The sequence below is a fragment of the Burkholderia pyrrocinia genome, from assembly GCF_022809715.1.
GTDB lineage: Bacteria > Pseudomonadota > Gammaproteobacteria > Burkholderiales > Burkholderiaceae > Burkholderia > Burkholderia pyrrocinia_C.
Genome location: NZ_CP094459.1, coordinates 2540321 through 2562914, shown reverse-complemented (window position 1 = coordinate 2562914; position 22594 = coordinate 2540321). Strand labels below are relative to the sequence as shown.

General features: G+C 62.5%; 22 protein-coding genes and 2 rRNA genes. 12 read left to right on the top strand and 12 right to left on the bottom strand.

The genetic code is table 11. The annotated features are described in order from the left end of the window. Positions 1–259 precede the first annotated feature (259 nt). From MRS60_RS11870 to MRS60_RS11850, 5 genes are all read left to right on the top strand, one after another. A 23S ribosomal RNA gene (locus MRS60_RS11870) occupies positions 260–3139 on the top strand. Positions 3140–3293: 154 nt separating this feature from the next. Further along, positions 3294–3406 (top strand): 5S ribosomal RNA (gene rrf, locus MRS60_RS11865). A 250-nt stretch (positions 3407–3656) separates the two neighbouring features. Beyond that, positions 3657–4061, top strand: coding sequence for a Cu(I)-responsive transcriptional regulator (gene cueR / locus MRS60_RS11860; protein ID WP_034183477.1), 405 nt, complete (start codon positions 3657–3659; stop codon positions 4059–4061). Between the two features lie 216 nt (positions 4062–4277). Continuing rightward, complete coding sequence (locus MRS60_RS11855) at positions 4278–4424, top strand: DUF3563 family protein (protein ID WP_072445473.1); 147 nt, start codon at positions 4278–4280, stop codon at positions 4422–4424. A gap of 114 nt (positions 4425–4538) precedes the next feature. Continuing rightward, the gene (locus MRS60_RS11850) at positions 4539–4907 is read left to right on the top strand and encodes a hypothetical protein (protein WP_034183478.1); all 369 of its coding nucleotides are present in this window, start codon (positions 4539–4541) and stop codon (positions 4905–4907) included. Between the two features lie 15 nt (positions 4908–4922). Here the strand turns inward: MRS60_RS11850 and MRS60_RS11845 are convergent, their stop codons facing one another. Both MRS60_RS11845 and MRS60_RS11840 read right to left on the bottom strand, forming a co-directional pair. Beyond that, a complete protein-coding gene (locus MRS60_RS11845) occupies positions 4923–5768 on the bottom strand; it encodes a 23S rRNA (adenine(2030)-N(6))-methyltransferase RlmJ (protein WP_105391865.1) in 846 nt (281 codons plus the stop codon). Between the two features lie 111 nt (positions 5769–5879). Continuing rightward, a complete protein-coding gene (locus MRS60_RS11840; RefSeq protein WP_243564739.1) occupies positions 5880–6851 on the bottom strand; it encodes a potassium channel beta subunit family protein in 972 nt (323 codons plus the stop codon). A 163-nt stretch (positions 6852–7014) separates the two neighbouring features. Here MRS60_RS11840 and MRS60_RS11835 point away from each other — a divergent pair, with 163 nt between their 5' ends. After that, positions 7015–7803 (top strand): 3-hydroxybutyrate dehydrogenase, encoded by a 789-nt coding sequence (locus MRS60_RS11835; RefSeq protein ID WP_034183481.1) that lies wholly within the window; start codon positions 7015–7017, stop codon positions 7801–7803. 117 nt (positions 7804–7920) lie between these two features. Here MRS60_RS11835 and MRS60_RS11830 read toward each other — a convergent pair whose 3' ends face one another. Continuing rightward, on the bottom strand, positions 7921–9120 hold the full coding sequence (locus MRS60_RS11830; RefSeq protein ID WP_034183482.1) for an amino acid aminotransferase: 1200 nt from the start codon (positions 9118–9120) through the stop codon (positions 7921–7923). Positions 9121–9370: 250 nt separating this feature from the next. Between MRS60_RS11830 and uvrB the strand changes: the two genes are divergently transcribed. From uvrB to MRS60_RS11805, 5 genes are all read left to right on the top strand, one after another. Beyond that, positions 9371–11461 carry an excinuclease ABC subunit UvrB gene (uvrB, locus tag MRS60_RS11825; RefSeq protein WP_034183483.1) on the top strand — a complete coding sequence of 697 codons (2091 nt, stop codon included), beginning with the start codon at positions 9371–9373 and terminating at the stop codon, positions 11459–11461. Positions 11462–11688: 227 nt separating this feature from the next. Next, entirely contained in the window at positions 11689–12240 is a 552-nt protein-coding gene (locus tag MRS60_RS11820) for an iron transporter (protein WP_034183484.1), read from the top strand. 55 nt (positions 12241–12295) lie between these two features. Further along, positions 12296–12628, top strand: coding sequence for a cupredoxin domain-containing protein (locus tag MRS60_RS11815; protein ID WP_072445375.1), 333 nt, complete (start codon positions 12296–12298; stop codon positions 12626–12628). A gap of 58 nt (positions 12629–12686) precedes the next feature. Next, a complete protein-coding gene (locus MRS60_RS11810; protein WP_027784952.1) occupies positions 12687–13529 on the top strand; it encodes an FTR1 family iron permease in 843 nt (280 codons plus the stop codon). Continuing rightward, positions 13526–14923, top strand: coding sequence for a 4Fe-4S binding protein (locus tag MRS60_RS11805; protein ID WP_243564738.1), 1398 nt, complete (start codon positions 13526–13528; stop codon positions 14921–14923). The genes MRS60_RS11810 and MRS60_RS11805 overlap by 4 nt, the downstream gene beginning before the upstream one ends. 318 nt (positions 14924–15241) lie before the next feature. Here MRS60_RS11805 and hemP read toward each other — a convergent pair whose 3' ends face one another. The 3 genes from hemP to MRS60_RS11790 all read right to left on the bottom strand — a co-directional run bounded on the left by hemP (position 15242) and on the right by MRS60_RS11790 (position 17080). Next, on the bottom strand, positions 15242–15487 hold the full coding sequence (gene hemP, locus MRS60_RS11800; RefSeq protein WP_034183487.1) for a hemin uptake protein HemP: 246 nt from the start codon (positions 15485–15487) through the stop codon (positions 15242–15244). A 137-nt stretch (positions 15488–15624) separates the two neighbouring features. Beyond that, complete coding sequence (locus tag MRS60_RS11795) at positions 15625–16107, bottom strand: SRPBCC family protein (protein WP_034183488.1); 483 nt, start codon at positions 16105–16107, stop codon at positions 15625–15627. 100 nt (positions 16108–16207) lie between these two features. Next, on the bottom strand, positions 16208–17080 hold the full coding sequence (locus MRS60_RS11790; protein ID WP_105391868.1) for a pirin family protein: 873 nt from the start codon (positions 17078–17080) through the stop codon (positions 16208–16210). Between the two features lie 122 nt (positions 17081–17202). Between MRS60_RS11790 and MRS60_RS11785 the strand changes: the two genes are divergently transcribed. Then, on the top strand, positions 17203–18177 hold the full coding sequence (locus tag MRS60_RS11785) for a LysR family transcriptional regulator (protein ID WP_034183490.1): 975 nt from the start codon (positions 17203–17205) through the stop codon (positions 18175–18177). 400 nt (positions 18178–18577) lie between these two features. On the opposite strand, the gene MRS60_RS11780 is transcribed toward MRS60_RS11785, so the two are convergent. The 6 genes from MRS60_RS11780 to bfr all read right to left on the bottom strand — a co-directional run bounded on the left by MRS60_RS11780 (position 18578) and on the right by bfr (position 22492). Next, entirely contained in the window at positions 18578–19006 is a 429-nt protein-coding gene (locus MRS60_RS11780; protein ID WP_006478310.1) for an ExbD/TolR family protein, read from the bottom strand. A 13-nt stretch (positions 19007–19019) separates the two neighbouring features. Beyond that, on the bottom strand, positions 19020–19751 hold the full coding sequence (locus MRS60_RS11775) for a MotA/TolQ/ExbB proton channel family protein (protein WP_034183491.1): 732 nt from the start codon (positions 19749–19751) through the stop codon (positions 19020–19022). Between the two features lie 36 nt (positions 19752–19787). Then, a complete protein-coding gene (locus tag MRS60_RS11770; protein ID WP_243564737.1) occupies positions 19788–20522 on the bottom strand; it encodes an energy transducer TonB in 735 nt (244 codons plus the stop codon). 218 nt (positions 20523–20740) lie between these two features. Further along, entirely contained in the window at positions 20741–20977 is a 237-nt protein-coding gene (locus MRS60_RS11765; RefSeq protein ID WP_034183493.1) for a (2Fe-2S)-binding protein, read from the bottom strand. Positions 20978–21126: 149 nt separating this feature from the next. After that, on the bottom strand, positions 21127–21990 hold the full coding sequence (gene murI / locus MRS60_RS11760) for a glutamate racemase (RefSeq protein WP_034183494.1): 864 nt from the start codon (positions 21988–21990) through the stop codon (positions 21127–21129). A gap of 25 nt (positions 21991–22015) precedes the next feature. Beyond that, positions 22016–22492, bottom strand: a complete 477-nt coding sequence (gene bfr / locus MRS60_RS11755; protein ID WP_006762677.1) for a bacterioferritin — start codon at positions 22490–22492, stop codon at positions 22016–22018. Between the last annotated feature and the right edge of the window lie 102 nt (positions 22493–22594).

Here is a 22594-nt window from a genome sequence, read left to right as displayed (position 1 = left end):
GTAGTCGAACTTTTGTCATTGGCGATTGAGCCAGTCAGAGTGATATGTAGTAGGTATCGGCTGTCGTTCTTTAACAATCTGGAAGAAGTAAGTAATTTGGATAGCGGAAGCGTCTTGAGATGGACGTGAAAGTTATCCGGGTTGTGATTGTATCGATGTATCTCAAGATGATTCGAACTCTATGTTTGACTCAATTGGAATACGGCACAACGCGAGAACTCAACCTGTAACGACTGTCGACGAGACAGACTCGTTATAGGGTCAAGCGAACAAGTGCATGTGGTGGATGCCTTGGCGATCACAGGCGATGAAGGACGCGGTAGCCTGCGAAAAGCCCCGGGGAGCTGGCAAACAAGCTTTGATCCGGGGATGTCCGAATGGGGAAACCCACTCCTTTTGGAGTATCCATGGCTGAATACATAGGCCATGAGAAGCGAACGCGGTGAACTGAAACATCTAAGTAACCGCAGGAAAAGAAATCAACCGAGATTCCCAAAGTAGTGGCGAGCGAAATGGGATGAGCCTTGCACTCTTTATTTGTATTGTTAGCCGAACGCTCTGGAAAGTGCGGCCATAGCAGGTGATAGCCCTGTAGGCGAAAACAGTATGAAAGAACTAGGTGTGCGACAAGTAGGGCGGGACACGTGAAATCCTGTCTGAAGATGGGGGGGGACCATCCTCCAAGGCTAAATACTCGTGATCGACCGATAGTGAACCAGTACCGTGAGGGAAAGGCGAAAAGAACCCCGGGAGGAGTGAAATAGATCCTGAAACCGCATGCATACAAACAGTCGGAGCCTCGTAAGGGGTGACGGCGTACCTTTTGTATAATGGGTCAGCGACTTACGTTCAGTAGCAAGCTTAACCGTATAGGGCAGGCGTAGCGAAAGCGAGTCCGAATAGGGCGTTCAGTTGCTGGGCGTAGACCCGAAACCAAGTGATCTATCCATGGCCAGGATGAAGGTGCGGTAACACGTACTGGAGGTCCGAACCCACTAACGTTGAAAAGTTAGGGGATGAGCTGTGGATAGGGGTGAAAGGCTAAACAAACTTGGAAATAGCTGGTTCTCTCCGAAAACTATTTAGGTAGTGCCTCGTGTCTCACCTTCGGGGGTAGAGCACTGTCATGGTTGGGGGGTCTATTGCAGATTACCCCGCCATAGCAAACTCCGAATACCGAAGAGTGCAATCACGGGAGACAGACATCGGGTGCTAACGTCCGGTGTCAAGAGGGAAACAACCCAGACCGCCAGCTAAGGTCCCCAAATATAGCTAAGTGGGAAACGAAGTGGGAAGGCTAAAACAGTCAGGAGGTTGGCTTAGAAGCAGCCACCCTTTAAAGAAAGCGTAATAGCTCACTGATCGAGTCGTCCTGCGCGGAAGATGTAACGGGGCTAAGCTATATACCGAAGCTGCGGATGCGTGCTTTGCACGCATGGTAGGAGAGCGTTCCGTAAGCCTGCGAAGGTGCGTTGAAAAGCGTGCTGGAGGTATCGGAAGTGCGAATGCTGACATGAGTAGCGATAAAGGGGGTGAAAGGCCCCCTCGCCGTAAGCCCAAGGTTTCCTACGCAACGTTCATCGGCGTAGGGTGAGTCGGCCCCTAAGGCGAGGCAGAAATGCGTAGCTGATGGGAAGCAGGTCAATATTCCTGCACCATTGTTAGATGCGATGGGGGGACGGATCGCGGAAGGTTGTCCGGGTGTTGGAAGTCCCGGTCGCTGCATTGGAGAAGGCGCTTAGGCAAATCCGGGCGCGCAATTCAAGGGTGTGGCGCGAGCTCCTTAGGGAGCGAAGCAATTGGAAGTGGTTCCAAGAAAAGCCTCTAAGCTTCAGTCTAACGATGACCGTACCGCAAACCGACACAGGTGGGCGAGATGAGTATTCTAAGGCGCTTGAGAGAACTCGGGAGAAGGAACTCGGCAAATTGGTACCGTAACTTCGGGATAAGGTACGCCCTTGTAGCTTGACTGGCCTGCGCCAGGAGGGTGAAGGGGTTGCAATAAACTGGTGGCTGCGACTGTTTAATAAAAACACAGCACTCTGCAAACACGAAAGTGGACGTATAGGGTGTGACGCCTGCCCGGTGCCGGAAGATTAAATGATGGGGTGCAAGCTCTTGATTGAAGTCCCGGTAAACGGCGGCCGTAACTATAACGGTCCTAAGGTAGCGAAATTCCTTGTCGGGTAAGTTCCGACCTGCACGAATGGCGTAACGATGGCCACACTGTCTCCTCCCGAGACTCAGCGAAGTTGAAGTGTTTGTGATGATGCAATCTACCCGCGGCTAGACGGAAAGACCCCATGAACCTTTACTGTAGCTTTGCATTGGACTTTGAACCGATCTGTGTAGGATAGGTGGGAGGCTATGAAACCGGAACGCTAGTTTCGGTGGAGCCGTCCTTGAAATACCACCGGTTTGTTTGAGGTTCTAACCTTGGCCCGTGATCCGGGTCGGGGACAGTGCATGGTAGGCAGTTTGACTGGGGCGGTCTCCTCCCAAAGCGTAACGGAGGAGTACGAAGGTACGCTAGGTACGGTCGGAAATCGTGCTGATAGTGCAATGGCATAAGCGTGCTTAACTGCGAGACCGACAAGTCGAGCAGGTGCGAAAGCAGGTCATAGTGATCCGGTGGTTCTGTATGGAAGGGCCATCGCTCAACGGATAAAAGGTACTCTGGGGATAACAGGCTGATACCGCCCAAGAGTTCATATCGACGGCGGTGTTTGGCACCTCGATGTCGGCTCATCTCATCCTGGGGCTGTAGCCGGTCCCAAGGGTATGGCTGTTCGCCATTTAAAGAGGTACGTGAGCTGGGTTTAAAACGTCGTGAGACAGTTTGGTCCCTATCTGCCGTGGGCGTTGGATATTTGAAGGGGGCTGCTCCTAGTACGAGAGGACCGGAGTGGACGAACCTCTGGTGTACCGGTTGTCACGCCAGTGGCATCGCCGGGTAGCTATGTTCGGAAGAGATAACCGCTGAAAGCATCTAAGCGGGAAACTCGCCTTAAGATGAGATATCCCTGGGGACTAGATCCCCTTGAAGGGTCGTTCGAGACCAGGACGTTGATAGGTCAGGTGTGTAAGCGCAGTAATGCGTTCAGCTAACTGATACTAATTGCCCGTAAGGCTTGATCCTATAACAAGTCTGCCTTGTAGATCGGCGCCGTGCGCAAGCACTGGCTGCGATCCAAAGCGACATGTTGGATTCTCGTGTGTGATACACACAACCCCAAAATTACTGCTTCTTCCCAGATTGGTCGCGCTGCGAAGCAACGCGACAACCCTCTTTGCCTGATGACCATAGCGAGTCGGTCCCACCCCTTCCCATCCCGAACAGGACCGTGAAACGACTCTACGCCGATGATAGTGCGGATTCCCGTGTGAAAGTAGGTAATCGTCAGGCTCCTGTTAGAAACCCCGCCCGAAAGGCGGGGGTTTTTGCATTGGCGCGGCGGAAATGCGGGGCGGTCGGGCAACGGGTAGCGTGCTCCATCATCGCATCCCCTCGGCGTTCGCCGGAGATCAGCCGTCTTCCATCTACCTGCACCCACCGCGGAACGAAGCCGCGTGATTTGGTACGATCGAAATGTCGTCGGCGATTGCATACGTCGACGTTCACGTTCGAAACCGGGACTTGATGGAGAGGGCGGGGAATGAATATCGGTGACGCGTCGCGCGAATCCGGAGTCAGCGCAAAAATGATCCGGTACTACGAGCAGGTCGGCCTTCTTGCGCCGAGCAAGCGTACCGATGCCGGCTATCGGATCTACGGCGCGGACGAAATCCACATCCTGCGCTTCATCCGTCAGGCGCGACGGCTTGGCTTTCTCGTCGAGGACATCCGCAAGCTGCTGATGCTCTGGCAAGATCGCTCCCGCGCCAGCGCCGAAGTGAAGTCGATCGCCCTCGAGCACGTGGCCGAACTCGACAGGCGCATCGCCGAACTGAGCGACATGCGCGATACGCTGGCCGACCTGGCCGCGCACTGCCATGGTGACGGACGGCCAGAATGCCCGATTTTGGCGCGCCTGGCCGATCCCGTCAGTGAACCAGATTAGTGCGTACACTCAGGTCCCGAAATGGGTGCCTGACTCAACCTCTATACAAATCAATAAGTTAGGTTTGGTGGGTGCGCGCCCATTCCGAATTGGAATGCTTTCCATGCAAGTATTTCACTAGCATCTTGGTGCGGCGTCGCTATAATTCGGGAATACCCTATACGGGAAATCCCTGAATCTCGATTCGCCAGGGGTCCCCCTTCCTTGGAGAACATCATGATCGCCTACATCGTCGAAAAGCTGAGCAACTGGTTCGAATCCGCAGAACGTGAGCGCCGTGAGGCTTACCTCGCCACGTCGTCGGATATCGTCCAGCTCGAGCACCGCATCCGCTCGCTCGAAACCAACGGCTACTCGCTGTAATTCGAGTCACCGTCAGGTGCCGCGTGGCACCGACCGATAAGCAAGCCCCGTGTTGACGGGGCTTTGTTTTTTTGTGCGCCGGATCTGGCGAAATCGCTGCCGCGGCGCTATGGTATGGGCCTACTTTTCACCGTGAAGGACACGATCATGCGTTTGCGTCTCGATGTGCGTCGCAGTGCCCGCGCGCGTCTCGTTCTGGGCGCGGCCGTGCTTGTCCATGGCTTCGCGGCCGGTGCCGCGACTTCGTCCAAACCGCTGATTCTCGATACGCAACGCGGTATCCAGGACGGTAAGGGCGGGCTGGTGCTGCAGACAGCGCCGTTGTCTTCCGAGCCGATCGTCGAGCCGGCGGGCATGCGGGCTCCGGCCGGGCAAGCGCCGAACACGTCGGTGCCGCTGTTCGTCGCACCCTATATCAATGTGCCCGGCTGGGGCGTACCGCCGGCCAACCAACCGAGACTCGCACCGAGGCCGCAGCCGTAACGGCCGGTTGCCCGGTCAATTTCCGCGGTGCTCGATCTGACAACGGGCGCCGCTATCCTGTCCCAGCACCTCGACCAGATAGGGCAGTGCCTCGTTCATGCTCTGCGCAAGCGTATACGGCGGATTCAGGATGAACATCCCGCTGCCGTAGAGGCCCAGTCCATCGGTAGGCGGATTCGATACCGTCAGCGTCAGGTGCAGCCAGTTGTTCGGTTGCAGGCGCTTCAACTGCTCGGGAAAGCGCTGCGATTCCGTCCGCGTGACCTGCGGATACCAGATCGCGTAGCAGCCCGTCGCGAAACGCTTCAGGCATTCCGTCACGCAGCTTACCGTGCGCGCGTAATCCTTCTTGTCCTCGTAGGACGGGTCGATCAGCACGAGTGCGCGTCGCGGCGGCGGCGGCAGCAGCGCCTTGATGCCTTCGAAGCCGTCGCCGGCGAAGATCATCGCGCGTCGCCCGGCGTCGCGGAAGTTGTGGCGCAGCACGTCGATTTCCGTCGTGTGCATTTCGAACAGGCGCATCCGGTCCTGCTCACGCATCGATCGCCATGCGATATACGGGGAACCAGGGTAGAAGCGCAGTTCGCCGTCGTCGTTCAGTGCGCGTACTTCGTCCACATAATCGCCCAGCGCTTCCGGCAGGTTCTTGTCGTTCCATAGCCGGCCGATGCCGGTGTCGAATTCCGCCGTCTTTGCCGCGTAGCCGTCGCGCAGCGAGTACACGCCGGCACCGGCATGCGTGTCGATGTACCAGTACGACTTGTCTTTCTTGTTCAGGTAGCGCAGCAGTTGGACGACGACGGCGTGCTTGAGCACGTCCGCGTGATTGCCTGCGTGAAAACCGTGACGATAACTGAGCATGGCGGGCTGCCTGAAACAGAAGGTGAATCGATGAAAGCGGTCGATCGGGTGCGGCTGTCAGGCCGGGCGCCGATGCGGCCGCGTATTGTACGCGAGTGGCCGTGAGTCGCCTTACTCGTATGCGTCGCCGACGACCTCTTCGATGCGTTGCTTCACATCCGGCGTCAACTTCGCGGCGACGTCGAGCGCGCGCATGTTCTCGCTGATCTGCTCGATTCGCGATGCGCCGGTGATCACCGAGCTCACGCGCGGATTCGCGAGCACCCACGCGATCGCGAGCTGGCCCGTGCTGCAGCCGAGGTCGACCGCGATCCCGCCGAGCCGTTCGACGATGTCGTTGCTGGCCTGATCGGTCAACCGGTCGCGCATCCAGTCGTAACCCTGCAACTGCGCGCGGCTGCCCGGCGGAACACCGTTACGGTACTTGCCGGTGAGCAGGCCCGATGCCAGCGGGCTCCAGGTCGTGAGGCCGAGGCCGTAGTCGTCGTAGAGCCGCGCATATTCCCGTTCGACCCGCGTGCGGTGGAACAGGTTGTACTGGGGTTGCTCGACGACCGGCTTATGCAGGTGATGCCGTTCGGCGATCTCGCACGCGGCACGGATCTCGTCGGCGCTCCATTCCGACGTGCCCCAATACAACGCCTTGCCGCGCACGATCATGTCGCTCATCGCCCAGACGGTTTCCTCGATCGGTGTGTTCGGATCGGGCCGATGGCAGTAGACGAGATCGACATAATCGAGCTGCAACCGGCGCAGCGAGCCGTCGATCGCGTTCAGCAGGTATTTCCGGTTCAGCGTGTGATACTGGTTCGGTGCTTCCGCGAGCCCCCAGAAGAACTTCGTGGACACGATATAGCTGATGCGCGGCCAGTCGAGCGATTTGAGCGCGTGGCCCATGATTTCCTCGGATTTGCCGCCGGCGTAAACCTCGGCGTTGTCGAAGAAGTTGACACCCGCGTCGCGTGCCGCGGCGAGGCATTCCCGCGCGACCCGCTGATCGACCTGATTGCCGTACGTGACCCACGAGCCGAGCGAGAGCGCGCTGATCTGCAGGCCGGAACGGCCTAGCCGTCGATAGTGCATGCGAATCTCCTGCGTGACAGAACCGATCTTAAGCTTAGACGTTTTGCGCGCGAACGGCGGGGCCGATCGTGCACAATGACGGCTGGCCCGCCGGTACGTCGCGCGATGAAAGCGGATGCGGCCGGCGCGTGTTTTATCGATCCGATAACGGGAGGAGACGGACATGGCAGCAGATCTGAATGGCAAGACCGCAGTCGTCACGGGCGCCGCAAGCGGCATCGGCAAGGAAATCGCACTCGAGCTCGCGAAAGCGGGCGCGGCCGTCGCGATCGCCGACCTGAACCAGGACGGCGCGAATGCGGTCGCCGACGAGATCAACAAGGCAGGCGGCAAGGCGATCGGCGTCGCGATGGACGTGACGAACGAGGAAGCCGTGAACAGCGGCATCGACAAGGTTGCCGAAACGTTCGGCTCGGTCGACATCCTCGTGTCGAACGCGGGCATCCAGATCGTCAACCCGATCGAGAACTACGCGTTCTCCGACTGGAAGAAGATGCAGGCGATCCACGTCGACGGTGCATTCCTGACGACGAAGGCCGCGCTCAAGCACATGTACAAGGACGATCGCGGCGGCGTCGTGATCTACATGGGCTCGGTGCACTCGCACGAAGCGTCGCCGCTGAAGTCGGCGTACGTGACGGCCAAGCACGGCCTGCTCGGCCTCGCACGCGTGCTCGCGAAGGAAGGCGCGAAGCACAACGTGCGCTCGCACGTCGTGTGTCCGGGCTTCGTGCGCACGCCGCTGGTCGACAAGCAGATTCCGGAGCAGGCGAAGGAGCTCGGGATCAGCGAAGAGGAAGTGGTGAAGAAGGTGATGCTCGGCAACACGGTCGACGGCGTGTTCACGACGGTGCAGGACGTCGCGCAGACGGTGCTGTTCCTGTCGGCATTCCCGAGCGCCGCGCTCACCGGCCAGTCGGTCGTCGTCAGCCACGGCTGGTTCATGCAGTAACGCGGGCGCGGGCGGCGTAGCTGCCCGCTGCGATGAACGGCACAAAAAAACGCGCTCCGGGGAGCGCGTTTTTCATTTCGGCGGGGCAGGCGGCGGCTGCCGCCTGCCGGTGCCGAGTTACTTCAGCACGGCTGCGATTGCATTGGCGACCGCGTCGAGGTTGCGCGTGTTCAGCGCTGCGACGCAGATCCGGCCCGTGCCGACCGCATAGATGCCGAACTCGTCGCGCAGGCGATCGACTTGCGCCGAGGTCAGGCCCGAATACGAGAACATCCCGCGTTGCGCGTTGATGAAGCTGAAGTCGCGATCGACGCCGCTCGCCTTCAGGCGCTCGACGAGACCATTGCGCATCGCGCGGATGCGATCGCGCATTTCACCAAGCTCCTGCACCCACGAAGCGTGCAGTTCCGGCGATGCGAGCACCGCTGCGACCACCGCGCCGCCATGGGTCGGCGGGTTCGAGTAGTTCGTGCGGATCACGCGCTTCAGTTGCGACAGCACGCGCGTGGCTTCTTCCTTGCTCGACGTGATGATCGACAGCGCGCCGACGCGCTCGCCGTACAGCGAGAACGACTTCGAGAACGACGACGACACGAACGCGTTCAGGTCGGCCGCGGCAAACAGGCGCACGGCGGCCGCATCGGCCTCGATGTTCTCGCCGAAGCCCTGATACGCCATGTCGAGGAACGGCACGAGGTTGCGCGCCTTCACGACGTCGACGACTTGCTGCCATTGCGCTTCGGTGAGGTCCACGCCGGTCGGGTTGTGGCAGCACGCGTGCAGCACGACGACCGTGCCTGCCGCATAGCCGTTCAGCGCCGACAGCATGCCTTCGAAGTTCACGCCGTTGGTGGCGGCGTCGTAATACGGGTACGCGACGACTTCGAAGCCGGCCGCCTCGAACAGCGCGCGGTGGTTTTCCCAGCTCGGATCGCTGATCGCGACCTTCACGTTCGGGTTCACGGTGCGCAGGAAATCGGCGCCGATCTTCAGTGCGCCCGTACCGCCCAGTGCCTGGGCCGTGACCACGCGGCCCGCTGCGATCAGCGGCGAATCGTTGCCGAGCAGCAGCTTCTGCACGGCCGCGTCGTAGGCGGCGATCCCGTCGATCGGCAGGTAGCCGCGCGGCAGGCCGGCCTCGACGCGCACCTTCTCTGCTTCGCGAACCGCGCGTAGCAGCGGAATCTTGCCTTCTTCGTTCGTGTACACGCCGACGCCGAGGTTGACCTTGGTCGGACGCGCATCGGCGTTGAAGGCTTCGTTCAGGCCCAGGATCGGGTCGCGGGGAGCAAGCTGGACAGCGGAGAAGAGCGACATGATGATTCGGCAGTAGTGAAAAGAGGGTCAGGCTTTCAGCCGGCGGGCGGGCGCAGCGAACCGCGCGCCAACGGGCGCGACGCCGGAAAGCGCAGCAGCCTGACATTGTAGCGAATTCGCGCTGGCGGGGGCGCGCGATTCGGCGGCGAATCGCGATTTCGGGCGGCCGTCGCGCGTCAGGAGCCGACAGCAGTTCGCGCGGCCGCGAAGCGCTAGAATGCTTTCTTTGCCCTCGCTCCGGCCGCATTCCATGTCCGAACATCATGCCGAAGTCGGCGACGCGCTCGACGAATCCAAATTCGTCACCTTCGAAGGGTCGCCGTTCCAGCTGTATCAACCGTATCCGCCCGCAGGCGACCAGCCGACCGCGATCGACACGCTCGTCGAAGGCATCGGCGACGGCCTTGCCTTCCAGACGCTGCTCGGCGTGACGGGTTCGGGCAAGACCTTCACGATGGCGAACACGATCGCGCGGCTCGGCCGCCCGGCGATCGTGTTCGCGCCGAACAAGACGCTCGCGGCCCAGCTCTATGCCGAGTTCCGCGAGTTCTTCCCGCGCAACGCGGTCGAGTACTTCGTCTCGTACTACGACTACTACCAGCCTGAGGCCTACGTGCCGCAGCGCGACCTGTTCATCGAGAAGGATTCGTCGATCAACGAGCACATCGAGCAGATGCGGCTGTCGGCGACGAAGAGCCTGATGGAGCGCCGCGACGTGGTGATCGTCGCGACGGTGTCGGCGATCTACGGTATCGGCAACCCGTCCGAATACCACCAGATGATCCTGACGCTGCGCACCGGCGACAAGCTCGGCCAGCGCGACGTGATCGCGCGGCTGATCGCGATGCAATACACGCGCAACGAGCAGGATTTCCAGCGCGGCACGTTCCGCGTGCGCGGCGACACGATCGACATCTTCCCGGCCGAACACGCGGAAATGGCCGTGCGCGTCGAGCTGTTCGACGACGAGGTCGAGACGCTGCACCTGTTCGACCCGCTGACCGGGCGCGTGCGGCAGAAGATTCCGCGCTTCACCGTGTATCCGTCGTCGCACTACGTGACGCCGCGCGACACCGTGATGCGCGCGGTCGAGACGATCAAGGACGAATTGCGCGAACGCCTCGAATTCTTCCACCGCGACGGCAAGCTCGTCGAGGCGCAGCGCCTCGAGCAGCGCACGCGCTTCGACCTCGAGATGCTGCAGGAGCTCGGCTTCTGCAAGGGCATCGAGAACTACTCGCGGCATTTCTCGGGCGCGGCACCCGGCGAGCCGCCGCCGACGCTCGTCGACTACCTGCCGCCCGATGCGCTGATGCTGCTCGACGAATCGCACGTGCTGATCGGCCAGTTGAACGGCATGTACAACGGCGACCGCGCGCGCAAGGAAAACCTCGTCAATTACGGGTTTCGCCTGCCGTCGGCGCTCGACAACCGGCCGCTCAAGTTCCCCGAGTTCGAACGCAAGATGCGCCAGGTCGTGTTCGTGTCGGCCACGCCGGCCGACTACGAGAAGCGCGTGACGGGGCAGGTCGCCGAACAGGTCGTGCGGCCGACGGGGCTCGTCGATCCGGAAATCGAAGTGCGGCCGGCGAGTTCGCAGGTCGACGACGTGCTGACCGAGATCAACGCGCGCGTGAAGGCCGGCGAGCGCGTGCTGATCACCGTGCTGACGAAGCGCATGGCCGAACAGCTCACCGAGTTTCTGGCCGACCATGGCGTCAAGGTGCGCTACCTGCACAGCGACATCGACACGGTCGAGCGTGTCGAGATCATCCGCGATCTGCGGCTCGGCACGTTCGACGTGCTGGTCGGGATCAACCTGCTGCGCGAGGGCCTCGACATTCCCGAAGTGTCGCTCGTCGCGATCCTCGATGCGGACAAGGAGGGCTTCCTGCGCGCCGAACGCTCGCTGATCCAGACGATCGGCCGCGCCGCGCGGAACGTGAACGGCAAGGCGATTCTCTATGCCGACACGATGACCGAGTCGATGAAGCGCGCGATCGGCGAAACCGAGCGGCGCCGCGCGAAGCAGATCGCGCACAACGAGAAAATGGGCATCACGCCGCGCGGCGTCGTGAAGCGCATCAAGGACATCATCGACGGCGTCTACAACGCGGACGAGGCGCGCGCGGAGCTGAAGGAAGCGCAGCAACGCGCGAAATTCGAGGACATGTCGGAAAAGCAGCTCGCGAAGGAAATCAAGCGTCTCGAGAAGCAGATGGCCGATTACGCGAAGAACCTCGAGTTCGAGAAGGCTGCCGCGACGCGCGACCAGCTTGCGCTGCTGCGCGAGCGCGTGTTCGGCGCGAACGTCGGCGACCACATCAGCGGCGGCCGGTAAATCTTTCCAAACGTCACCAAAACCTGTCAGTAACCGGTCTGTAAGCCTTGTCGGATCAGGGGTTTACACGGTATCCGGTTTGTTCGGAAACAGGTTCGGTGCTAAACTCCACTATTATTGAGAATAGTTCGCATTAACGTTCTTCATTGCGTTAGTGTTTTCAGCGAGCCGCCCCGGCGGCGGCCCGCATGTCGTCAAGATAGTCAGACAAATAACAAGGAGTGTCCATGTTGGGTTCTTCGTTCATCCGCACGACGGTTGCGGTAGCGGCGGCGCTTGCCGCGATGTCGGCCTCGGCGGCCGAATATCCGATCGGCAAGCAGCAGATCCAGGGCGGCATGGAAATCGGCGCGGTGTACCTGCAGCCGATCACGATGGACCCGGAAGGGATGATGCGCAAGGCGTCGGATTCCGACATCCACCTCGAGGCCGACATCCATGCGGTCAAGAACAACCCGACGGGTTTCGCCGAAGGCGACTGGATGCCGTACCTGCAGGTCGCGTACAAGCTGACGAAGCAGGGCGACACGAAGTGGAAGGCTGAAGGCGACCTGATGGGCATGGTCGCGAGCGACGGTCCGCACTATGGCGACAACGTGAAGCTGAACGGCCCGGGCAAGTACCACCTGACGATGGTCGTCAAGCCGCCGATGCAGTCGGGCCACATGGCGTTCGGCCGTCACGTCGACAAGGAAACGGGCGTGGGCGCATGGTTCAAGCCCATTACGCTCGAGTACGACTTCCCGTTCGCCGGTATCGGCAAGAAGGGCGGTTACTGATCGGCGGCATCACGAACGGCGCGCTTCGGCGCGCCGTCGGCGTAGAGAATCCAGAATGAAAATTCCCCAGAAAATCATCGCCGCAGCCGCTGCGTTGTGGCTTGCAGGCGCAGCGCACGCAGCCGATCTGCCGACGTTCAAGCTCGAGATGGCGGACGGCAAGCTGAATCCCGCCCGCATCGAAGTGCCGGCCGGCCAGCGTTTCAAGATCGAGATCAAGAACACCGGCAAGGGCGCGGCCGAATTCGAGAGCGTGCAACTGCGCAAGGAGAAGGTGCTTGCGCCGGGTGCCGATTCGTTCGTGGTCGTCGCTCCGCTGTCGCCGGGCGAATACAAGTTTTTCGACGATTTCCACCAGCAGGCACAGGGCGTGATCGTCGCGAAGTAACGCGTTTTATCTGCGCGCGGGCATACCAGTCCGTTGCTTCGCGCGTCAGGAGGTATCGATGGGTCAGATCTTGTTCATCGTCTGGCGGGAGAGCGTCGAAGCGCTGCTCGTCGTCGGCATTCTCTATGCATGGCTGAAAAACGGCGACGACGACGCGCGCCGCGGCCTGCCTTTTCTCTGGGCCGGCGTCGGCGTCGGCTTGCTGATGGCGGTCGGCCTTGGTGCCGCGCTGGTCGGTTTCACCGAAGTGCTGTCCGGCGACGCGCAGGACTACTTCCAGACCGCGATGGTGCTGATCGCATGCGTGCTGATCGTGCAGATGGTGCTGTGGATGCGCCGGCACGGGCGCACGCTGAAGCGCGACATGGAGCAATCGCTGCAGCAGAGCACGCGCGATTCGAACTGGTGGGGCGTCGCCGTGCTGGTCGCGCTTGCGATCGCGCGCGAAGGCAGCGAGACGGTGATCTTCCTGTACGGCCTCGGTTTCGGCCAGTCGGGCCACGTCGACGGCAGCCAGATGCTCGCGGTCGTGATCGGCCTCGGTCTCGCGTTCCTCACGTTCTATCTGTTGCAGCTCGGCGGCAAGTACTTCTCGTGGCGGCATTTCTTCCGCGTCACCGAAGTGATGCTGCTGTTCCTCGGCGCGGGCCTGTTCCAGACCGGCGTCGACAAGCTGATCGACAAGGAAATCCTGCCGCTCGGCATCTCGCAGGTGTGGGACACGTCCGCGATCCTCGATGATTCGGGCACGTTCGGCTCGCTCGTCGCGACGCTCACCGGCTATCGCGCGCACCCGGCACTGACCAACCTGGTCGCCTATGCGGTGTACTGGGCGGTTGTCTGGCTGCTGATGAAGCGCGCGAGCCGTCGTCCGGCCGTTGCAGCAGGCCGCGCGGCATGAGCGTTGTCGCCGCAGCCAAGCCGGGCTGGCTCGCGCAGGCCGGCCAGTGGATGCAGCGCCACGGTGCGCTGATCCGCGGCATCCAGTGGGGCGTCGTCGCCGTCTACGCGTTCCTGATCATCGTGCCGGCGGTGTTGCCGCTGCCGGACGATTCCGCGCATCTGTGGAACAACCTGACGCTGATCGCGCAATTCGCGTTCTGGGGCATCTGGTGGCCGTTCGTGCTGCTGTCGATGGTGATGCTCGGCCGCGTCTGGTGCGGCGTGCTGTGCCCGGAAGGTGCACTCACCGAATACGCGAGCAAGTTCGGCCGCGGCGGCTCGATTCCGCGCTGGATTCGGTGGGGCGGCTGGCCGTTTGTCGCGTTCGGGATCACGACGATCTACGGGCAGATGGTGAGCGTGTACCAGTACCCGCTCGCGGTGCTGTTCGTGCTCGGCGGCTCGACCGTCGGCGCGATCGTGATCGGCGTGCTGTACGGCCGCGAGAAGCGCGTGTGGTGCAAGTACCTGTGCCCGGTCAACGGCGTATTCGGGCTGCTCGCGCGGCTCGCGCCGATGCGCTACAAGGTCGACGAGGATGCATGGCGCCGTTCGTACAAGAATGGCGAGCATGGCCATCGCGTGATTCCGATCAACTGCGCGCCGCTCGTGCCGTTGCGCAGCATGAAGGGCGCCGCGGCGTGCCATATGTGCGGCCGCTGCAGCGGGCACCGCGACGCGATCTCGCTGTCGTCGCGCTCGCCGTCCGACGAGGTCGTGAACCTCGGCGCGCAACAGGCGAACCCGTGGGATACCGCGCTGATCCTGTACGGCCTGCTCGGCGTTGCGATCGGCGCGTTCCACTGGACCGTCAGTCCGTGGTTCGTGCAGATCAAGCAATGGCTCGCGGGCTGGCTGATCGACCGTGACATCACCTGGCCGCTCGAAACCAACGCGCCTTGGTTCCTGCTCACGCATTATCCGGATCGCAACGACGTGTTCTCCTGGCTCGACGGCGGGCTGATCGTCAGCTATATCGTCGGCACGGGGCTCGTGTACGGCACGGCGCTGCTGGTGCTGCTGGCCGGCGCCACGCTGATGCTCGGCCGCTTCGATCGCGTGCGGCTGCATCACCTCGCGCAGGCGCTGATCCCGATCGCGGGCGCGGGCGTGTTCCTCGGGCTGTCGGCAACGACGTTGTCGTTGCTGCGCGCCGAACACGTGCCGCTCGGCTGGGCGACCGACGTGCGCATCGCGATCCTGGTCGGGGCCAACGCATGGAGTGCGTGGCTCGCGTGGAAAGTGACCGGGCGTTATGCGGCGTGGCCGCGCCGGCTCGCGGCATTCGCGTGGTTCGCCGTCGGGCTTGCGGTCGTCGACAGCGCATGGTGGTTGATGTTCTGGGGGTTCTGAAGCGGCTCGTGTGCGGCTGCGGCTTCGGCTGTGGTGCGAAGCCGCGAGGAAACAAGCGCGGTTCAGCTTTCGGCATGCATTGAGCGACAACGAACGTGGGCGACTAGCTTCACGCATTGGTCGCTCAAACAAAAAAGCGACACGTCGTTCGACGTGTCGCTTTTTTTCTTCCTTGTGCGAGAACCAAAAAGTGGCTTGGCTTGCTGCAACGGCTGCTTGAGTGTGTTTGCACGAAGGGGTCTAGATCTCGCGTGCAAGCCGTTACGCTGGCTAATGCCCAACACCTCTCAGGGAGGTGGTCCCCACAATACTCGGTCGTTACTTCGTCAGGATCAGTTTGCCGAGCCGTGTGGCACGCAACTGATAGGTCTCTCCGTTATGCGCGATGCTGATGTGGCTGTGGCCTTGCAGCAGCGCATCGCTGCTGACGACCCGCGTGCCTGCATCGCGGTTGCCGGCGGGCTTCGCCGGCGTCGTGACCGCTGCCGTCTTTTGACGGCTGCTGCCTGCGGTGCCGGTCGTGCGGCGCAAGGTCAGCGTGGTCGGGCGCATGGTGTCGGTCATTCGGTTGATCGGTGACTGTCGATACGATGGAATGAATTCTAAATGATAACTATTCCCATTTACAAAAACTCTTTATCGATCGAAGTGGTGGGCTTGATAGTTTGAATCAAAGGGCGGCCCGCAGGCCGCCACCGGGTTCAGTGCAGCGGATCGGGGTCCTTGCGGCCCTGTGCGTATTCACGGATCAGGCGGACCGTGTCGATATCCGACGTGCGGTACGCTTCCTTGACGATTCCGTGCGTCTGCCGTGCTTCTTCGCTGTCGTCCGAGACGGTCAGCGTCGTGCGGTATTCGAAACGCAGGAACAGCTCGTGGTCTTCGCGCTCCTCGATCGTCATCGTCAGCGAGCCGCCGATCTCGCCATCGGCCGCGCGGATGTCGTAGCGGACCTGCTGGTTCGGCGTGAACGTGACGTGGTCGCGTACGGTCGCGTGGCCGTAGTGCAGTTCGCGTTCGAGCGTCGTTTCCGTCCGTTCGTGGACGACGCAGCTATCGAGGCCGAGCACGAACAGCTGCGGCTGTTCGGCGCGCAGCACGAGGCCTTCCCAGAGCTGGTCGCGGGTGAGGGTCGGCACGGCCGGATCATCGGAGTTGATCTGGATCAGGTGTTCGAAGTTCAAGGGTACGGATTCCTTCTGGTGGTGGGCGGCCACATGGTTCAAGAAGTTATTGTGACGCAAAACCATCCGTTTCGCGGCACCCGCCGCCCCCGATCGGGCGTCAGGCTTCGATGCGGCCCATGCGGCCGGTCTGGTAGTCGACGACGGCCTGCCGGATCTCTTCCTCGGTATTCATCACGAACGGGCCGTAGCGGACGATCGGCTCGTTGAGCGGCACGCCGCCGATCAGCAGCAGGTCGAGCGGCGTGTCGCCGGCGGCGAACGTGACCGTGTCGCCGTCGTCGCCGTATACGATCATGTGCCGTGCATCGACAGCCTGCCTGTCGGGCCCGTAGAGGCCCGTTCCGTCGATCGGATAGGCAAACACGCGATAGCCGGCCGGCACGGGCTGCGTGACCGTCGCGCCCGGTTCCAGCGTGAAATGCTGGTAGAGGATCGGCGTGCGCGTCTCGATCGCGGCACGGACGCCGAACGCTTCGCCGGCGATGACGCGCACGCGTGCGCGGCCGTCCGGCGACGTCGCGCTCGGAATGCGGTCGGCGGGGATCTCCTGATAGCGCGGCGCGATCATCTTGTCGCGGCGCGGCAGGTTGACCCATAGCTGGAAGCCGTGGGAGCGGCCGCCCGCCTGCGCGAACGCCGGGTCGGGCATCTCGCTGTGCACGACGCCTGAGCCGGCCGTCATCCACTGCACGTCGCCGGGGCCGAGCGTGCCGGCATGGCCGGACGAGTCGCGATGGCGGAAGCGCCCGTCGAGTGCGTAGGTCACGGTTTCGAAGCCGCGATGCGGATGGTCGGGCGCGCCCACGGCTTCGCCGGGGGCGTAGTCGACGGGGCCCATTTCGTCGAGCAGCAGGAACGGATCGAAATCCATCAGCAGCCGGGTGGGGAACGGGCGGTGAACCACGAAGCCGCCGCCTTCGGTCGTGCGAAGCGCGGGGTAGGTGCGGTCAAGCGAGCGAGCGGTCGTCATGCGGAAGCCCTCGAAATCATCGGAATAGCGTTATTTTTGAAACATAGCGCTATTATATTGGGCGTTTAACCGTTCGATTTGCGGCGGTTCGCAATGGATTGTTCTGAAATTGGAACGATGACATGAATATCGATGCGCATAACCTGAACGACCTGATGTACTTTTCGCAGGTTGTCGAACATGGCGGTTTCTCGGCTGCGGAGCGCGTGCTGGGCATCTCGAAATCGCGCCTGTCGCGGCGCCTGACCGAGCTCGAGGCGGCGCTCGGCGTGCGCCTGCTGCAGCGCTCGACGCGCAAGCTCGCGCTGACCGAGGCGGGGGAACTGTTCTACCAGCATTGCCAGGCGATGCTCGCCGAAGCGCAGGCCGCGATGAACGCGGTGCAGCAGCTGCGCGCGTCGCCGCGCGGCTCGGTGCGGGTCAGCGTGCCCGTCACGCTGTCGCAGACGATGTTGTCGCGCATCCTGCCCGAATTCCTGCGTCGTTATCCCGAGGTGAAGGTACACGTCCGCGTGACGAACCGCGTGATCGACCTGTTCGAAGATTCGGTCGACGTCGCGCTGCGAGTTCGCTCGGAACCGCCGCAGAACGCCAACATCGTCGTGCGGCCGCTGTGGCGCACTGAGCAGATGCTGGTCGGCGCGCCGAGCCTGCTGAGCCAGAATGCGCCGCCGCTGGTGCCGGACGACCTGACTTACTTCGAGACGCTCGATACGCCGAGCGTCGACGGGCGGCATGTGTTCAACCTGATCGCGCCGGACGGTACGCGTCATGTGCACGAGCACGACCCGCGGCTCGTGACGGCCGACCTGATGACGATCCGCGAGGCCGTGCTCGACGGCCTCGGCATCGCGGCGCTGCCGGAGATGATGTACGGCAACGCGCTGCGTGCGGGCCAACTGTCGCCCGTGATGCCGGGCTGGACGCTGCCGGTGCCGCAACTGTATGCGGTGTTCGTGTCGCGGCAGGGGATGCCGCCCGCGGTGCGTGCATTCGTCGACTACCTGGTCGAGAAGCTCGATCACGGCGCCTACAAGGAGCCGGGTTGCCCTGAGCGCGAAAAGAACGAAGCAGCGGCCGATGCTTCGGCGACCTGAACACGACGCGCACGACGAGGCAAATTTGTTTTGTCATTGAAGCGTCGCCGGCAATCGCAAGTTTCAATCGCCGGAACCTTGAATGCACGGGCGGGCGGGCCTATATTGAAATCCCATTTCGTGAAGGAAGTTTCTGAGCGAAATCAGGTGGCCGCATATATTGCGAGCCAGATAGGGCAGAACGCGCAGTCCGTGCAGACCACGGTAGCCGCATTTGCGTTGCTCGAGGCGCAACCGATACCGCCGAAGAGCCCGCCGCCCGAAGGCGCCCGCGTGCGCATGAAAAAAGGCCTTCATCTGGCGATGAAGGCCTTTTACTTTGGGGGCGGCCGGCGAGGTACGCCCGGTTAGGGGCGGCGGCCGGCGAGGTGCACCCCGCAAGGTGCGAAACGCGCGTGCGTTACTTCGCTTTCGCGCCCGGCTCCGTCACGAAGCCGAGCTTCGTCAGGCCGCCGGCCTGCGCATCCGACATCACTTCGGCCACATGCTCGTATGCAACCTTGCGGTCCGCACGCAGGTGCAACTCTGGCTGCGGCGTGCGTTTCGCCGCTTCCGCGATGCGTGCCTGCAACTGTTCGCGCGTGACGGTGTGGTCGTCCCACAGGATCGTGCCGTCGCCCTGGATCGCGACGTCGACCGTCTGCGGCTTTTCGTCGACGGGCTGGCTGCTGGCGTGCGGCAGGTCGATCTTCACCGCATGCTGCATCGCCGGGATCGTCACGAGAAAAATGATAAGGAGTACGAGCATGACGTCGACGAGCGGCGTCATGTTGATCTCGCTCATCACGGCATCGTCGTCATCGTCGCTGAAACCGGTGTTCATTGCCATGGTTCACCTCGCCTCAGCTGGCGCGCGTCGCGAGACGCAGGCCGTCGCGCGTCGACGACGATGCGAGGCTCGCGCCCGTCACGAAGTACGCGTGCAGGCCGTGCGCGAAGCGGCGCAGCTTGCTGACGACACCCTTGTTCGCGCGGGTCAGCGCGTTGTAGCCGAGCACGGCCGGGATCGCGACGAACAGGCCGAAGGCCGTCATGATCAGCGATTCGCCGACCGGGCCCGCGACCTGGTCGATCGACGTCTGGCCGGTTGCGCCGATCGCGAGCAGTGCGTGGTAGATACCCCAGACCGTGCCGAACAGGCCGACGAACGGTGCCGTGCTGCCGATCGACGCGAGGATCGCGAGACCGCTCTGCATGCGCGAGATGCCTTCGTCCATCGTGTCTTTCAGGCAGCGCGTGACCCAGTCCGACACGTCCATGCGATCGTGCAGGTGCGGTTGCGTCTGGTGGTGGTGATCGGCGGCTTCCTTGCCCGACAGCGCGAGTGCGAGGAACGGGTTGTCGTTCGGCGTCGATGCGGCGAGGCCGAGCTTCTTGACGCCGTCGTCGAAATTGTCCGAATGCCAGAACGCCTGTTCGGCGTTCTTCGTGAGGCGGTTCAGGCGAACCACGTTCCAGCCCTTGATGACGATCACGATCCACGACAGGACCGACATCACGAGCAGCGTGATCGCGATGGCGCGCGTGACGAAATCACCTTGCGCCCAGACGTGCGCGATACCGTAGCTTTGCATTTTTTTGTTTCCTTTGAATCTTCCGGATGAGGCAGGTTAGTCGGTGAGCCCGAAGCTGTAGGGCTGTGTGCGGGCGGCGCGGATCGCCTGGCCGTTCTCGATGTACGGACGGCAGGTGGTCGAACGCATCGCGTCGAGTGCGGCATCGTCGAGGCGCGGGTAGCCGCTGCTCTTCTGCAGATCGATGCTTTCGATCTTGCCGGTCACGCCGACGACGAAGTGAACGTAGGCCGTACCCGATTCGCCGCGGCGGCGCGACATCGACGGGTAGTCAGGCTTCACGAAGTTGCATTGGAGCGTCGGCACGTTCTTCGGCGCGCTGACTTGCATCGTCTCGCGAGCCGGGCCGGGCGCGGCGGCCGGTGCTGCGGGAGCTGGCGCGGCCGGAGCGGGCGTCGGATCGGCGGCTGCCGGAGCGGGTGTCGGCGACGGGGCCGGCGATTGCGTAACCGGCTGAGGCGTCGGCTTTGCCGCTTTCGGCACCGGCTTCGGCTCGACCTTCGGCTTGACGCGCGGCACCGGCTTCGGCGGCGCGGGCTGCGGGATCGATTCGGCCGCGACCTGCTGGGCGATCGGTGCCGGCGTGATGAGTTGCGCGGTGATCGTCTGGACCTCGACCGATTTCGGCGGCGGCGTGTTGCGATGCAGCCAGGCCGCAGTCAGCATGACCGCGTGTGCGGCAAGCACACCGACCGCGACGACGATCACTCGGGGATTCATACGTGGTGCAGCCGGCAAGACGCCGGCAGGAGCGGAATGCGAAGCCTGCATGTTAGCTTGAAAGAACGATGTCGCACCCGGGGCGCGGCGGGTGAATCGGCATCACTTGCGGAAGATCAGCAGCGAGATGCAAACGGTGGTCACGAATCCGATCAGCAATTCCATCACAGGCTCCTTGGCAGGTAAGCCGCTGGCTCGCGTAGACGGTGGCTTGCTGACGGTCAAAACAAAAAATGCGGCCGGGGCCGCATGTGCACACTCGGCGCCGGTCAGGCGGCCTTGCGTTCGTAGAACGTGACCGGGATCGGGTGAGCGTGATGCTCGACACCGCACCGGCTCGCGCAGACGCCTTGCTCGGCCATGAGGTCGCGTACGGACTCCTCGCACTTGCCGCAGCACGTGGCCACGCCGAGCTCGAACTGGAGTTCATCGAAAGAGTTCGCGCCCTCAGCGAGGGACGCGCGAATCTTGCGATCGGAAACAGACTTGCACACGCAGACGATCATGATGAGTTGCGATAGCTAACGTTAATGCGAATTATTATCATTAATTTTGCTGACGTTGACAAGTCTGGGTCGGGCTTTTTTTAAGGTCATCGGACCCTTGAAACGGCGGGGCGGCGCAGCCGCATCGGGAGAGGGTGTACCGGCCCGCGTCAGGCGGTCGCGCAGGCGCGCGCGTTCGGCGAGGAAATGGTGACGGATTCGACCGGCGCATCGAGGCCGAGCAGCGTCGACGCGAGCGCCTGCAATTGCCGGCCGTCGCCGGTCGAGCAGAAGCGGGGCGACGCGACGGGCGTGCCGGCGGGCGCGCGCAGGCCGTGCTGGTCGAGCACGCGCGCGAGCTGGAGCGCGATCGCGTCGCTCGTGTCGATGATCGCCATGCGGTCGCCGACAATGTCACGAATCGTTGCGGTGAGAAACGGATAGTGCGTGCAGCCGAGGACGACCGTATCGGCGCCGTCGTCCAGCATCGGCTGCAGATAGCTGTCGAGCAGCGCGCGCAGCGCGGGCGAACCCGTGTCGCCGCTCTCGATTGCCTGCACGAGCCCGTGGCCCGGCTGGCAGATGAAGCGGCAGCCGGCGCCGTGACGTTCGAGCAGCGCCTGGAAGCGCGCGCTGCGCAGCGTGGCCTGGGTGGCGAGCACGCCGGCGACGCCGCTCGCGGACTGCTGGACGGCCGGCTTGATGCCCGGCTCGACGCCGACGAGCGGGATTGCGAGATGCTCGCGTACCGCCGCGATCGACTGGGCGGTCGCCGTATTGCAGGCGACGACGAGCGCCTTCGCGCCCTGACGGACAAACCATTCGCCGATCGCGAGCGTACGCTCGGTGATGAATGCGTCGTCGCGTTCACCGTACGGGATGTAGCGCGTATCGGCCGTATAGACGAACGATTCGCCGGGCAGGTGCGCGCGCACGGCGCGCAGCACCGACAGGCCGCCGAGCCCCGAATCGAAGATTCCGACAGGGGCGGCGGCGTGCATCGCGGGAGCGGCTGGCTGGTTCGTCATCGTCATGCGGACGGCGCGGGGGGCGGGGCGATTACTCGGCCGAACCCATCATCGTTTGCTGGTAGTTCTGCAGGCCGACCTTGCCGATCAGGTCGATCTGCGTTTCCAGCCAGTCGATGTGCTCTTCGGTGTCGTCGAGAATCTTTTCGAAGATTTCGCGCGACACGTAGTCACGAACCGATTCGCAGTAGGCGATCGCTTCCTTGCACGTGGTCTGCGAGATCTGCTCGAGCTTCAGGTCGCACTTCAGGATCTCTTCCGTTTCCTCGCCGACGAGCAGCTTGTGCAGGTCCTGCAGGTTCGGCAGGCCGTCCAGCATGAACACGCGCTCGATCAGCCAGTCGGCGTGCTTCATTTCGCCGATCGACTCGTCGTACTCGTGCTTGCCGAGCTTGTCGAGGCCCCAGTGCTTGTACATGCGCGCATGCAGGAAGTACTGGTTGATCGCCGTGAGTTCATTCTTCAGTTGGGCGTTCAGATATTCGATGACTTTCTTGTCGCCTTGCATGGCTGTTCCTTGTTCAGTGGGGCTTCAGAAACCGAACGATAATCGCTCGAACGAGAAAAGCCAAGCCTCGAAGCCTTGTCGGGCCTGCATTTTGCGTGTAAT

What these genes read in the sequence shown, in the direction of transcription:
- hemP (WP_034183487.1), bottom strand. Translation starts at nt 15,487, where the DNA reads ATGACCGACACCATGCGCCCGACCACGCTGACCTTGCGCCGCACGACC.
- MRS60_RS11855 (WP_072445473.1), top strand. Translation starts at nt 4,278, where the DNA reads ATGATCGCCTACATCGTCGAAAAGCTGAGCAACTGGTTCGAATCCGCA.
- MRS60_RS11840 (WP_243564739.1), bottom strand. Translation starts at nt 6,851, where the DNA reads ATGCACTATCGACGGCTAGGCCGTTCCGGCCTGCAGATCAGCGCGCTC.
- MRS60_RS11845 (WP_105391865.1), bottom strand. Translation starts at nt 5,768, where the DNA reads ATGCTCAGTTATCGTCACGGTTTTCACGCAGGCAATCACGCGGACGTG.
- uvrB (WP_034183483.1), top strand. Translation starts at nt 9,371, where the DNA reads ATGTCCGAACATCATGCCGAAGTCGGCGACGCGCTCGACGAATCCAAA.
- MRS60_RS11780 (WP_006478310.1), bottom strand. Translation starts at nt 19,006, where the DNA reads ATGGCAATGAACACCGGTTTCAGCGACGATGACGACGATGCCGTGATG.
- MRS60_RS11815 (WP_072445375.1), top strand. Translation starts at nt 12,296, where the DNA reads ATGAAAATTCCCCAGAAAATCATCGCCGCAGCCGCTGCGTTGTGGCTT.
- MRS60_RS11770 (WP_243564737.1), bottom strand. Translation starts at nt 20,522, where the DNA reads ATGCAGGCTTCGCATTCCGCTCCTGCCGGCGTCTTGCCGGCTGCACCA.
- MRS60_RS11785 (WP_034183490.1), top strand. Translation starts at nt 17,203, where the DNA reads ATGAATATCGATGCGCATAACCTGAACGACCTGATGTACTTTTCGCAG.
- MRS60_RS11820 (WP_034183484.1), top strand. Translation starts at nt 11,689, where the DNA reads ATGTTGGGTTCTTCGTTCATCCGCACGACGGTTGCGGTAGCGGCGGCG.
- MRS60_RS11805 (WP_243564738.1), top strand. Translation starts at nt 13,526, where the DNA reads ATGAGCGTTGTCGCCGCAGCCAAGCCGGGCTGGCTCGCGCAGGCCGGC.
- MRS60_RS11835 (WP_034183481.1), top strand. Translation starts at nt 7,015, where the DNA reads ATGGCAGCAGATCTGAATGGCAAGACCGCAGTCGTCACGGGCGCCGCA.
- MRS60_RS11790 (WP_105391868.1), bottom strand. Translation starts at nt 17,080, where the DNA reads ATGACGACCGCTCGCTCGCTTGACCGCACCTACCCCGCGCTTCGCACG.
- MRS60_RS11810 (WP_027784952.1), top strand. Translation starts at nt 12,687, where the DNA reads ATGGGTCAGATCTTGTTCATCGTCTGGCGGGAGAGCGTCGAAGCGCTG.
- bfr (WP_006762677.1), bottom strand. Translation starts at nt 22,492, where the DNA reads ATGCAAGGCGACAAGAAAGTCATCGAATATCTGAACGCCCAACTGAAG.
- MRS60_RS11775 (WP_034183491.1), bottom strand. Translation starts at nt 19,751, where the DNA reads ATGCAAAGCTACGGTATCGCGCACGTCTGGGCGCAAGGTGATTTCGTC.
- cueR (WP_034183477.1), top strand. Translation starts at nt 3,657, where the DNA reads ATGAATATCGGTGACGCGTCGCGCGAATCCGGAGTCAGCGCAAAAATG.
- MRS60_RS11850 (WP_034183478.1), top strand. Translation starts at nt 4,539, where the DNA reads ATGGGCCTACTTTTCACCGTGAAGGACACGATCATGCGTTTGCGTCTC.
- MRS60_RS11765 (WP_034183493.1), bottom strand. Translation starts at nt 20,977, where the DNA reads ATGATCGTCTGCGTGTGCAAGTCTGTTTCCGATCGCAAGATTCGCGCG.
- MRS60_RS11830 (WP_034183482.1), bottom strand. Translation starts at nt 9,120, where the DNA reads ATGTCGCTCTTCTCCGCTGTCCAGCTTGCTCCCCGCGACCCGATCCTG.
- murI (WP_034183494.1), bottom strand. Translation starts at nt 21,990, where the DNA reads ATGACGATGACGAACCAGCCAGCCGCTCCCGCGATGCACGCCGCCGCC.